The sequence below is a fragment of the Bradyrhizobium sacchari genome, assembly GCF_002068095.1.
GTDB classification, from domain to species: domain Bacteria; phylum Pseudomonadota; class Alphaproteobacteria; order Rhizobiales; family Xanthobacteraceae; genus Bradyrhizobium; species Bradyrhizobium sacchari.
Genome location: NZ_LWIG01000013.1, coordinates 323,834 through 336,538, shown reverse-complemented (window position 1 = coordinate 336,538; position 12,705 = coordinate 323,834). Strand labels below are relative to the sequence as shown.

Annotated in this window: 10 protein-coding genes; 4 read left to right on the top strand and 6 right to left on the bottom strand. The window is 65.2% G+C overall.

The features are described 5' to 3' along the window. The first annotated feature begins 83 nt into the window (after positions 1–83). From A5906_RS18610 to A5906_RS46170, 4 genes are all read left to right on the top strand, one after another. Positions 84–1,610, top strand: a complete 1,527-nt coding sequence (locus A5906_RS18610; RefSeq protein WP_080136828.1) for a thymidine phosphorylase family protein — start codon at positions 84–86, stop codon at positions 1,608–1,610. Positions 1,611–1,613: 3 nt separating this feature from the next. Further along, entirely contained in the window at positions 1,614–3,209 is a 1,596-nt protein-coding gene (locus A5906_RS18605; protein WP_080136827.1) for an MBL fold metallo-hydrolase, read from the top strand. 298 nt (positions 3,210–3,507) lie between these two features. Beyond that, on the top strand, positions 3,508–6,261 hold the full coding sequence (locus tag A5906_RS45980) for a beta strand repeat-containing protein (protein ID WP_080136826.1): 2,754 nt from the start codon (positions 3,508–3,510) through the stop codon (positions 6,259–6,261). Positions 6,262–6,655: 394 nt separating this feature from the next. Beyond that, positions 6,656–6,844, top strand: a complete 189-nt coding sequence (locus tag A5906_RS46170; RefSeq protein WP_347337605.1) for a hypothetical protein — start codon at positions 6,656–6,658, stop codon at positions 6,842–6,844. A 120-nt stretch (positions 6,845–6,964) separates the two neighbouring features. On the opposite strand, the gene A5906_RS18590 is transcribed toward A5906_RS46170, so the two are convergent. From A5906_RS18590 to A5906_RS18565, 6 genes are all read right to left on the bottom strand, one after another. Then, on the bottom strand, positions 6,965–7,270 hold the full coding sequence (locus A5906_RS18590) for a putative quinol monooxygenase (protein WP_080136824.1): 306 nt from the start codon (positions 7,268–7,270) through the stop codon (positions 6,965–6,967). A 94-nt stretch (positions 7,271–7,364) separates the two neighbouring features. Continuing rightward, positions 7,365–8,036, bottom strand: a complete 672-nt coding sequence (locus tag A5906_RS18585; RefSeq protein WP_080136823.1) for a type 1 glutamine amidotransferase domain-containing protein — start codon at positions 8,034–8,036, stop codon at positions 7,365–7,367. A 57-nt stretch (positions 8,037–8,093) separates the two neighbouring features. Further along, positions 8,094–8,726, bottom strand: a complete 633-nt coding sequence (locus tag A5906_RS18580) for a hypothetical protein (RefSeq protein WP_080136822.1) — start codon at positions 8,724–8,726, stop codon at positions 8,094–8,096. Between the two features lie 8 nt (positions 8,727–8,734). Further along, positions 8,735–10,981, bottom strand: coding sequence for a xanthine dehydrogenase family protein molybdopterin-binding subunit (locus tag A5906_RS18575; RefSeq protein ID WP_080136821.1), 2,247 nt, complete (start codon positions 10,979–10,981; stop codon positions 8,735–8,737). 1 nt (position 10,982) lies between these two features. Further along, complete coding sequence (locus A5906_RS18570; RefSeq protein ID WP_080136820.1) at positions 10,983–11,447, bottom strand: (2Fe-2S)-binding protein; 465 nt, start codon at positions 11,445–11,447, stop codon at positions 10,983–10,985. 82 nt (positions 11,448–11,529) lie between these two features. Further along, complete coding sequence (locus tag A5906_RS18565; RefSeq protein ID WP_080136819.1) at positions 11,530–12,465, bottom strand: helix-turn-helix domain-containing protein; 936 nt, start codon at positions 12,463–12,465, stop codon at positions 11,530–11,532. Positions 12,466–12,705 lie beyond the last annotated feature (240 nt).

Sequence of the window (12,705 nt, the reverse complement as noted above, 5' to 3'; positions counted from 1 at the left end):
CGCCGCAGACCATGATCTGGGTCAACAACCAATAGGCGGCGACGGCTAAGCATGGCAGCCGAACGTCCTGCCGCCGGCCCTCCATGTCCCCAGACTTTCCGCGCTCCCAACTGAAGATCCGCCGCGTCCGTCTCGACACCGGCCGCGAAAACGTCGTCGTCATCTCCCGGCGATCACAGGCGCTGCGCGCGGAGATCTTTCGCGGCTTCAGCCGCGTCGAGCTCCGTCTCAATGGCAAGGTGCTGCTGGCGACACTGCTGATCACCGACGACGACACGCTTGCTGCCGAGGACGAGATCGGCCTCTCCGAGCCCGCGTTCCGCCGTTTCGCCGAACCGGTCGGCACGCCGGTCACGGTGACGCCGGCTTCGCCTCCTGAAAGCCTGGAAGCGGTGCGCGCCAAGATCCACGGGCGGACGTTGAGCCAGGCCGAGATCGGCGCGATCATCAACGACCTCGCGCATTATCGCTATTCCGACATGGAGATCGCGGCCTTCCTGATCGGCTCGGCGAGCTTCATCACCAGCGACGAGCTTCTGGCCCTCACCGGGGCGATGGCGAAGGCCGGCACGCAACTGGTCTGGCCCGCCCCTACCGTCGTCGACAAGCACTGCATCGGCGGCATTCCCGGCAACCGCACCTCAATGGTCGTGGTGCCGATCGTCGCCGCGCACGGCCTGCCGATCCCCAAGACCTCCTCGCGCGCCATCACCTCGCCCGCCGGCACCGCCGACACGATGGAGGTGCTGGCGCAGGTGAATGTAGGCGTCGAGGAGATGAAGGCGATCGTCTCGGCCTGCAATGGCTGCCTGATCTGGGGCGGGCACGTGAACCTGTCACCGGCCGACGACGTTCTGATCTCGGTCGAGCGGCCGCTAAGCCTCGACACCCGCGAGCAGATGGTCGCCTCCATCATGTCCAAGAAGATCGCGGCAGGCTCGACACATCTGTTGATCGACATTCCGGTCGGGCCCACCGCGAAGGTGACGAGCGCGGCCGAGGCGATGCGGCTGCGCAAGCTGTTCGAATTCGTCGGCGACCGCTTCGGGCGCACGGTCGAAGTGATCACGACTGACGGACGCCAGCCGATCGGCAACGGCATCGGGCCGGTGCTCGAGGCCAATGACGTCATGGCGGTGCTCGGCAACGAGAAGGATGCTCCGCGCGATCTGCGCGAGAAATCGCTGCGGCTCGCCGCCCATCTCCTGGAATACGATCCGAATCTGCGCGGCGGCGCCGGCTATGCGCGGGCGCGCGAATTGCTCGACAGCGGCGCGGCGCTGAAGCAGATGCAGAAGATCATCGACGCCCAGGGTCCCTCGACATGCAGCACCGAGCTCGGATCGCTCAGCTTCGACGTCAAGGCGGCGCGTGATGGTGTGGTGTCCGCGATCGACTGCCTGCGCCTCAACCGCCTCGCCCGCACCGCCGGCGCGCCGCTCGACAAGGGCGCGGGCATCCGCCTGTTCAAGAAGATCGGAGACCGTGTCGAGCAGGGCGAGCCGCTCTATCGCGTCTACGTCTTCGACCGGCCCGAGCACGATCTTGCCGCCTCCGCCGCCGCTGGGGACAACGGCTACGCGATCGACGGCAGCTCCGCGGGAGAGTGAAGAATGAGCGTAACCGTTCGATTTTGCGGAGCCGCGCGCACCGTAACGGGCTCTAGCTATCTGTTCCAGACCGCCACCGGACGTTTCCTGGTCGATTGCGGGCTGTTCCAGGGACAGAAGACGCTGAAGGCGCTCAACTACGGTGCCTTTCCCTTCCGCCCAGCCGACATCCAGGCGGTGCTGCTCACGCACGCCCATATTGATCACAGCGGCTTGCTGCCGAAACTCGTGCGCGAGGGCTTTGACGGCCCAATCCTGGCGACACGCGGCACGATCGACCTCTGCTCCTGGATGCTGCCGGACGCCGGCAGCATCCAGGAATCCGAGGTCGCGCAGCTCAACCGGCGCAACGCGGCGCGCCGATGGAAGGAGGTCGCGCCGATCTACACGCAGGCGGACGCGACGGCATCGCTGCAGTCCTTCCGTGCGGTCGACTATGAGCGTTGGACCGACGTGATCCCCGGCGTGCGCGCCCGCTACTGGAATGCCGGCCATTTGCTCGGCTCCGCCTCGATCGAGCTGGAATTCGACCAGGCCGGCCGCGAGCGGCCTTTGCGCGTCCTGCTCTCCGGCGACGTCGGGCCGGAAGCCAAGCTTCTGCAGCCCGATCCCGCGGCCCCGGTAGACCTCGACTACGTGATCTGCGAATCCACCTATGGCGACCGCGTGCGCACGGTCACCACGCCCGAGCAGCGGCGGCAACACCTCGCAGGCGAGATCCGCGAGGCCGCGGCCGCCAAGGGCGCGCTGCTGATCCCGGCCTTCGCGGTGGAGCGCACGCAGGAGCTGATCGTCGACATCGTCCACCTGATGGAGCGCGGCGAAGTTCCGGCGGCGCCGATCTTCCTGGATTCCCCGCTCGCGATCCATGCCACCGAAGTGTTCCGCCAGCACGCCGCGAGCCTCGATCCCGGCGTCGACGTCGATCGCCTGCTCAACTCGCCGCATCTCAAGTTCACCGAGACGGTTGCCGAGAGCAAGGCGATCATGCGCCTGACCGGCTTCCACATCATCATCTCCGCCAGCGGCATGTGCGACGCGGGCCGCATCCGCCATCACCTCAAGCGCTGGCTGTGGAACGAGCGCGCGTCCGTGCTGCTGACCGGATTCCAGGCGCACGGCACGCTCGGCCGCTTCCTCCAGGACGGCGCCAAGGCAGTGCGGATCCAGGGCGAGGAAATCAGGGTCGCCGCGCGCATCCGGATGATCGACGAATATTCCGGACATGCCGACGCCGCGGGGATCGCCGGCTGGATCGCGGCGCGCCGCCCGATCGCGCGCGGCCTGTTCCTCACCCATGGCGAGCAGGACGCGATCGCCGGCCTTGCCGAACGGCTGGGCGAACGCATTCTTCCCGCCGCCAAGATCTATCAGCCCGTGCTGGATGACATCTATGAACTCGCGGCCGCCGAGCCGCGCGTGCTCGACGTCGACCATCGCCGCCGCCTCACGCCCGAGGCCGTCACACACCTCGACTGGCACAACGAGATGTCGGAACTGATGCTCGACATCAGCGACAAGGTCGCAGCCGCCGCCGACGACCGCGCTCGCGGCGTCATCATCCGCAGGCTGCGGCGGGCGTTGACGGAGAACGCGTAGAGCGGCGTCGAAATAGCGTTGGACGACACGGCGCCTTCACAGACTCGTTATTGAAGACGCTGATGCGTGGGCCCTCGGCTCAGCAGCTGCACGGTCCCGTTTCGCTGGCGATCCCGCCGCGCTCGCGAAAATCAAGCTGCTCTCAAGGAAAACAGGAGCCGGCCGGAAGACTTCCGCCAAGCCGGAACCCGCATCTCGGCCTACAGACGAGCTCATTTGCCGCTCACCCCGGCCATCGCGGAAAACGCCGCGATAGCGCCGTGGTCCGTTTCGATGATCACGCAAGCGAGAAGCGCACATGGCTGTCACAGCAAATTTTTCCGCCGGAATTCTCTCCGTCTTTGGTAATGGCCTGAGCAATACGATCGCGCTCGGCCGCAATGCGGCCGGAACGATCGTCGTCAATGGCGGCGCGGTCGCGGTCAAAGGCGGCCCCGCAACGGTCGCCAACACCAAATTGATCCAGGCCTTCGGCCAGGACGGCAACGACATCATCACGATCGACGAGAGCAACGGCGCGATGCCCGCGGCGAACCTGTTCGGTGGCGCCGGCAACGATACGCTGACGGGCGGATCCGGCGGCGACATGCTGTTCGGCCAGTCCGGCAACGACAGACTGTTCGGCAAGGGCGGCAACGACCTGCTGTTCGGCGGCTCCGGCAATGACGTGCTCGTCGGCGGCGACGGCAACGACCAGATGTTCGGTGAAGCCGGCAACGACCGCATGATCTGGAACCCCGGTGACGACAGCGACCTAATGGAAGGCGGCGAAGGCGTCGACACCGCCGAGGTGAACGGCGGCAACGGCAGCGAGACCTTCGCCATCACGGCCAACGGCACACGCGTCCGCTTCGACCGCTTCGATCCGGCGCCGTTCTCGCTGGACATCGGCACCACCGAGAACCTCGTGGTCCATGCAGGTGGCGGCGACGACGTCATCACCGCCTCCGGCAATCTCGCCGCGCTCATCACGCTGACGCTCGACGGCGGCGCCGGCAATGACACAATCCTCGGCGGCAACGGCGCGGACCTCCTGCTGGGCGGCGACGGCAACGATTTCATCGACGGCAACCAGGGCAACGACACCGCCTTGCTGGGCGCGGGCAACGATACCTTCCAGTGGGACCCCGGCGACGGCAGCGACAAGGTGGACGGTCAGGCTGGAGCCGACACCCTGCTGTTCAACGGCTCGAATATCGGCGAGCACATCACCGCGTCCGCCGCCGATGGCGGACGCGTGCTGCTGAGCCGCGATGTCGGCAACGTCACGATGGACCTCGACGGCATCGAGACCATCACCATCAATGCGCGCGGCGGCAGCGACAATATCGTCGTCAACAATCTCGCCGGGACCGACGTCAAGCAGGTCAATGTCGACCTCGGGTCGGCCGGGGCCGGCGACGGTGCGGCCGATACAGTGACGCTCGAAGGTACACGCAGCCCCGACACGATCGAGGTGTCCGGCTCGGGCACGTCGGTTTCGGTCACGGGACTGCCCGCCGCGCTCGCCATCACCAACGCGGAAGGCGCGAGCGATGCGCTCGTCATCGAGGGCCTCGGCGGCAATGACACGATCTCGGCGGCGATGCTGGCCGCAGGGGTCGTGCACCTGACGATCGACGGCGGCGCAGGCAACGATACGATCGTCGGCAGCGCCGGCAACGACACGCTGATCGGCGGCGACGGCAATGATTCCGTCGTCGGCGGCCGCGGCGACGACCTCGTGCAACTCGGCGCCGGCCGCGACGTCTTCCAGTGGAACCCGGGCGATGGCAGCGACACCATCGATGGCGGAGCCGGCAGCGACACGCTGCAGTTCTTCGCTGCCAACATTGCCGAGAATATCGTCCTGGCGGCGAACGGCGATCACGCCCGGCTCACGCGCGACGTCGGCAATGTCATCATGGATCTACACGGGGTCGAGCACGTCGATATCCACGCGCTCGGCGGCGCCGACCATATCGCTGTGGGGGATCTCGCCGGCACCGACGTGACGCGGGTGAATATCGACCTCGGCGGTTCGGCCGGTTCGCCCGACGGCGCCGTCGATTCAGTTACAGTCGATGGGACCCAGGGCGCCGACACGTTCGGCGTCAGCGGCAATGCCGACGGCGTGACGGTGTTCGGCCTGCACGCGGCCACAAACCTCGCCTTTATGGACGCAACCGACCAGCTGACGCTCAACGGTCTCGGCGGCGATGATGTGATCGACGCGAGCGGGCTCGCTGCCGGCGTGCTGCAGCTGACGATCAATGGCGGCCTCGGCAACGACACCATCCGCGGCAGCCAGGGCGATGACGTGATCAACGGCGGCGACGGCAACGACGTCGCGCTGATGGGTGCGGGCAACGATACGTTCGTCTGGAATCCGGGCGACGACAACGACACGGTTGAGGGCCAGGCCGGCACGGACACACTGCTGTTCAATGGCGCCAACATCGCCGAGACCATCAACATCTTCGCAAACGGCGATCGTGCCGAGCTGACGCGGGACGTTGCCTCGATCACGATGGATACGCACGGCGTCGAGACGATTACGTTCAACGCCCGCGGCGGCGCCGACACGATCAATGTCGGCGACATGAGCGGGACGGACGTGACGGAGATCAAGATCGACCTCGGCGGCGCTCCCGGCACCCCCGGCGGCGACGGCGCGGCCGACAAGATCGTGATCAACGGCACCGCCGGCGACGACGTCATCACGCTTTCGCTCAACAGCAACGGCGCGCTGGTGATCGACGGCCTGGCAAGCCAGGCCGTGATCGAGAACTTCGACTTCAACGACACCATCACCATCAACGGCCTCGGTGGCGACGACGTGATCGAGGCATCAGGCGTCGGTCCCGGCGGGCCGCACCTCGTTTTCGACGGCGGCGCCGGCGATGACGTGCTCATCGGCAGCGCAGGCAACGATACGCTGCTCGGCGGGCTCGGCGACGATGTCCTGATCGGCGGCGGTGGAACCGACGTGCTGGACGGCGGTCCCGGCGACAACGTCGTGATCCAGTCGCTGCTGGCCCATGCGAGCTTCCACGCGGGCACGCTGATCTGAGCCGACGAAGCGCGCTTCGCCCGGCCATGCAGCCGATTAGGGCCCGGATGGCGCAGAGCGCTATCCGGGCCTGACGCTTTGACGGCCATGCGAGTCCTGATACTCTGCTCCACGTCGTGGTTCGGCGGGCCATGCCATCGATCGTTGAACCGAAGCTGCCGAGAGGATGCGGATGAGAAGCGTGATGCTCCTGGCTCTCGGCCTCATGCTTGTCGTTGCGTGGCCGCATGACAGCGCGAGAAGCCAGACCTCTGTCGCCCCGCCGGTTTCGCTCGCTCCGCCCGATGCATCGCCGCCGCGCCCGAGTGCCACCAAGCCCGCGCGGGTGACGACAAGCAGAACTCCGCCGGTGGCGCCCGGCAGAGAGCCTTCCGCGATTGGCTTGCCTCAATCGATGCCGAATCCGGCCGCCGACTATGACGGCTTCAGCGCCGTCGACGCCAATGACGCCTCGGGTCAGGTGACGCCGCCTGTGAGGTCACGCGCCGCAAAGGACAACGGGTCCAATCCGGATGCAGGTGTGCTTGAACAGGAAGACAGCGCGCTAAAGCGGAAGCTGATGATCTGCCAGAACTGCAAGTAGGACATTTGCCCACTGGCGGCGGGTGTGGCCGTTCGCAAGTTCGTGGCCCGGCTGGAGCGCAGCGAAATCCGGGACGCAGGTCCCGTGGATGCAGCGACTTCGAAGGTTTGCTGGCGCCCTTCACCTGGCCCCAACCTCAACCGCTTCCAGGACCACTGCCGTCCGATCCGCCAGTTCGGGAATCTTGGACAGGTAGGACTGGTAATGCGGCGTGGCACGGTGAGCTTCGACGGCCGCAACGTCCCGGTACAGCTCGTCGAGAACGTAGCGATCTTCGTTCGACATGTCGCGCCAGACGTCCCAGTGCAGGTTGCCAGGTTCGGCCCTGGAATGCGGTGCCATGCCGACAAGCAGTGCTCTGAGTTCAGCGGACTTGCCCGGCCGAGCAACCAGGATGGCGGTGATCTTGGATGGCGATTGCGTCATTCGATAGCTCCCGATGCGAGGGCAAGCGCGACTTGGCAGATGCCAAGCCCGTCCCTCGCGAATTGCGTGCACGCCGAGATTTCAAATTTTCGCGTCACCGGTCCTTTAGGGCGGACAGCAACTCTTTTCCCAGCGGTCCGGCCGAATTGGGATTCTGCCCCGTGATAAGCCGGCCATCGACGACGACATGAGGTTGCCAGTTGGCTACCGACGAGTACTCGGCACCCTCTGCCCTTAACGCGTCCTCAAGCTCGTAAGGCACATCATCGCGGGCGTAGTCGTATTCTTCCTTCTTCGAGAAGGACGTGAGCTTCTTCCCGCGCACGAAAGGGGTGCCATCACCGAGATTGACGCCAAGCAGCGCGCACGGCCCGTGACAAACAGCGGCAACGAGCTTGCCGGTGGTCCAGGCGCGCGCGATCGCATTCTGGACCGTTGCATTGCGCTGGATGTCCACCATCGGCCCAAGACCGCCGGGCACCAGGATGGCGTCGTAGTCGGCGGCGTCCACCTCGGACAATTTGCGACTGTGATTTAGACGACGAAAGGCTTTACTCGCGAGAAAATCCTTCTGAGCGGGGTCTTTCTCGTCGTACGCATCGTAAGGCGTCCATCCCCCGGCCGGGGACGCGAACTCGACCGCGACCCCAGCCTTGTCGAGCACCTCGAAAGGATGGGCAACCTCGGCGAAAAAGAAGCCGGTCTTCCGATTATGCGGACCGATCACGGCTGCGTTGGTGACGATGAAGAGGACATGTTGGGTCACAGTTTGCTCCTTTCGATGACGCTATGCGGGATCGCGTTGGCGGGACGTGCAGAACGGTCAATTCGGACAGGGCTGCCCGGCCGCGCCCCACATCGCCATGTCCTTGACGTGATCCTCGAAGGTCCCCGGCGGCGTCGAGCGGCCTGCTCCGGGGGCCCAGCCCCGCGGAATGAAGCCGTTCAAGGATGCATCGTGCCGCAAATGGTCGACAAGGCCTGCGGCGTCTCGGCCGCCATTGCGCTTCGGATCCTTCAGCTGCGCGCAGATCTCGGCGCCGCTCTTGCCGAACCAGATGAAAGCCACTGGGGCAAGCTGCCAGTCGATGCCTGCGCGCGGCGGCGAGGGTGCTGGTTCGTTCGCCTGGGTCGAGGTCATGTGACAGGTCGAGCACGGAATCGCCTCCGCGCCGATGCGGCTCGCGCCACCGTGGATGTTCATGCCGTGCACGCGCGGCTTGGCCTCGCCTGCCGGCGTCCATATCGGGATGGCCTTGGCATCGACGTGGCAGTTGGCACAGCGCGGGTGCGTCACCACGGCTTCGATCCGCTTCCAGGCCTCCAGCCCCTCGGCCCGGCTGACGCTGCCGGGCGGCAGCACATCCTTGGCGGTCTCGTCCCTGGCTGCGACGATGCCGGTGAGGGCCGCGATGGCTGTTGCTGCGAAAACGACCGCAATCAGATATCTCGTCATGGCTCGTCTCACACGAAATCGATGAACTTGTTGAAAGGCATCTCGCGGATGCGCTTTCCGGTCGCTGCGAAGATCGCGTTCGCAAGCGCGGGCGCGGCCGGCGGTACCGGCGGCTCGCCGACGCCTCTCACCTTCGGATCGTTCTCGAGCCCGCGAACCTCGATGACCGGGCATTGATAGATCCGCATCGCCTCGTGGTGATTGTAGTTGGTCTGCTGCACCGCGCCCTTGGCGTAGGTGAGCTCGCAGTTCATGGCGTGGCCGAGGCCCCAGACGACTCCGCCCTGCACCTGGTTCTCGAAATTGACGGGATCGACGACCTTGCCGACGTCGGCCGCGACCCAGACCTTGTCGATCCTGATGCCCCGGTCCGTCATCGAGACTTCAACGACTTCGGCCGTCGGTGTCCCGAACGACTCCACAAACGCGACGCCGCGCCCGCGGCCGTTGCCGAGCGGTCCCTTCCAGTCCGACATCTCCGCGACGGTCTCCAGCACCTTGCGATAGTGCGGTACGGTGCACATCGCGATGCGCGCCCGCATCGGATCGAGGCCAGCCGCGTGGACCAGTTCGTCGATGAAGCTTTCAGTGAAGAAGCCTGATGTCGAGGCGCCGACCGAACGCCATGTGGTGCTCGGCGAAAGACCTTGCGCCTCGTAGCTCGTGGCACGGAAATTGGGGATGTCGTAGTAGACGTTCCACAGGCCGGCGGCCAATTGCCCGTCGGGATCCTTCGAGGGGGTGCCCGAACGCTCGAGCAGCCCCTTGAGCGGAGTGGTCGATGCCAACTGCAGATCGGCCGCGAGGATCTTGCCCTTGTCGATGCTGCCGCGATGCCGGGCGATCGCGATCTGGCGCGGAATGTCCTGGAGGAAGTCCTCCTCGCGCGAGAACACCAGCTTGATCGGCGTCCCCTTCATCTGATTGGCGATCTCGGCGAGAACGCGGACGTTCTCGTATTCGAGACGGTGGCCAAAGCTTCCACCGGTCCACTGATTGTGGAATGTGACCTGCTCCGGCTTGAGGCCGATCGCGGTCGCCGCGACATATTGCACGAAGCGCGGGCTCTGATGGCCGACCCAGATCTCCATGCCCTTGTCGGTGACGAGGCCGATCCCGTTGAGCGGCTCGAGCGGCTGGTGCCCTACATAGGGCGCGCGATATTCGGCCTCGACGAGCTGGCCTGTCTTGAGCCCGCCTTCGATGTCGCCGATCTTTTTCCACTCCTTGCCAAGGAACTCGGGCTTGAACGAGGATTCCAGCACCTTCCAATGGTCGGCCTGCTCGGCGGGATAGGCCGAGGGCGCCCATTCGCAAGCGATGGCGTCCACCGCCTTCATCGCGTACCAGCTGTTCGTCGCGATCACCGCGACGCCGTTCTTGATCTCGAGGATCGTCTTGACCCCCGGCATCGCCCGCGCTTTGCTCGCATCGTATGATTTGAGCGGCTGCCCCTTGCTCGGATTCAGTTTGACGGAGGCATAGAGCATGCCGTCCATTTTCATGTCGATGCCGAATTTCAGCTCGCCCATCACTTTCGAGCGGACGTCGAGCCGCATCATGGGCTTGCCGAGCATGCGCCATTTGGACGGGTCGCGCGGCTGCGCATCGAGCACCGGTGGAATCTTGGTGGCATCCGCGGACAGATCGACGTAGGCGATCTTGGTGCCGTTGGGCAGGATCACATGGCCCGATTGGGTACGCAGGTCAGCCACGGCGACGCCCGACCGTTTGGCGGCCGCGGCCTTCAGGGTCTCGCGGGCGACAGCGCCAGCAACGCGCAGCTTTTCGTAGGTGTCCGGGATCGTGCTCGAACCACCCGTCATTTGCAGACCAGATTGCCGCAACCATTCGAGCGTCTTGGCACGCGCCTCCTCTGCGGCCGGACTTTGGTCCGCAGCCACAAACGGCGCGAACTCGTCGGCGAAGCCTGTGTTGAAGTATGCCGGACTGGGACCAGCGAAGCGGACTTCGAACTGGCCGGGGTCGAGGTCCATCTCCTCGGCGATCATGATCGGCTGCACCGAGCCGACGCCCTGGCCGATGTCGGCGTGCTGCGCGATCAGCGTGATTTTGTCCGGGCTGATCTCGACCCAGGGATTGAAGCTGACGGAATTCGGGCCGAGGCCGGCGGCCAATGGGTTATCGCTGGCGGCCGCTTCAGCACGGCCGTAGGTGCCGAACGCGATGCCGCCGGCGACGGCAGCAGAGCCGAAAACAAAAGCCCGACGGGAAAGAGTCTGCATATGGCCCATCTCACTTCTCCGCGATCTTGTTTGCGGCAGCCGCATGAATCGCCGCGCGGATGCGCGGATAGGTGCCGCAGCGGCAGAGATTGCCGGACATCACCTGATCGATCTGCTCGTCGGTCGGCTTGGGTATCGATGCGAGAAGCGAGATGGCCTGCATCATCTGTCCCGTCTGGCAGTAGCCGCATTGCGGGACCTGATGCTCGATCCAGGCCTGCAGGACCGGGTGCTGGTCCTTGTTGTCGAGCCCTTCGAGCGTGACGACCGATTTGCCGGCGACCTCGCCGATATGCGTCTGACAGGATCGCACTGCCTTGCCGTTGATGTGAACGGTGCAGGCGCCGCATTGCGCGACACCGCAGCCGTATTTGGCACTGGTGATGCCGAGCTCGTCGCGCAACACCCAGAGCAAGGGCATCTCGGCGACGACGTCGACCTGGCGCTTGATCCCGTTCACCGTGAGCTCGATCATGTCGGTACATCCTCTTGCGGATCTGGTCGGCACCACAGCACTGCCCGATGGGCGCTGAGCCGTATTTGCGATTCCTGCGGGATCATGCGCAATCCCTGCGCAATGCCGGATCGGCACGATCGACGTACACCTCGGCCTCACCGCAGCACAATTCGCGATACTGCCCCGGCGTGAGACTTGCGGCCTTGCGGAACACCCGCGTGAAATTCGCTTGCGAGCCGAAACCGAACTCCAGGGCAATCTCGACCAGGGACAAGCGGTCGCGCGCAAGTTCCTGCCGCGCAGCCTGGACGCGGCGATCGGTCACGTAACGGTGCGGTGACAATCCCGTCGCCTCGCGAAACAGCCGGGAAAAATGATAGGGGCTGAGGCAGGCCTGGGCCGCAAGGTCCTCGAGCCTGATGTCGCTGGCAAGAGAAGCCTCGATATAGTCCACCACGCGTTGCAGGCGCCGCGGATCGAGCGACGGCGACCTGTCGGGCGCGCGCCAGCGGTCGATCGTATAATTCCCCAGAAGATGCGCCGCGAGCGCAACCTGGATTCCCTCCACGAATAGCGCATCAGTCGGCTGACGTGGACGATGAAGCAGATCGCGAAGCGGCGAGCAGATGTGGAAGAGCACCTGGTCCGCCAGACCATGGGCGTAGGCGATCTCCACCCTTGCCGGATCGATATCGAGGTCCGCAAGCGCGCTCTGGTCCAGCAGCGCCGGCGGAAGATAGAGATGAAGACATTCCATCCGGTCCGACAGTTCGAGAAGGCTCTCCTGCGTCCCTACGGGAACGAGGTAGCTCATGCCCGGCCGGGCGAAGCTCTTCTGGACTTCGCCATTGCCGATCCGGCACACCATGCCGCCGCCGGACAGCACCATGACGATTTCGGTGCAGATGGGAATGGGCGTTGCCTGCCGCCCCGCCTCGAACTTGCGATGCTCGATGCTCAGCCCCGGCCAGTCGCTGGTCGCCGCGAGCTTCTCGCTGTTCTTGTATTTCTGATCTCCATGCGTCACGAGCGCCATCACGACCTCCGCAAGTTGCGGCGAATTCCGGCCCCGTATCGCGAGCGAGCGATCATTCCATCCGGTGGTGAGTTGCAGCCCCGGCCGCTGCCACGCCGATCTCCGAAGTTCTCACAAGCGGCGACGGCGAAGTCCAGAGGCGGCGCGGTTAAAAGAGGTAAAACGCAAGCAAAGCAAAGGCTTGGATCGCGGCGCGCTCGGCTTCGCAAGCCGGGATGAGCAAGATGCGTCCGTCATCGC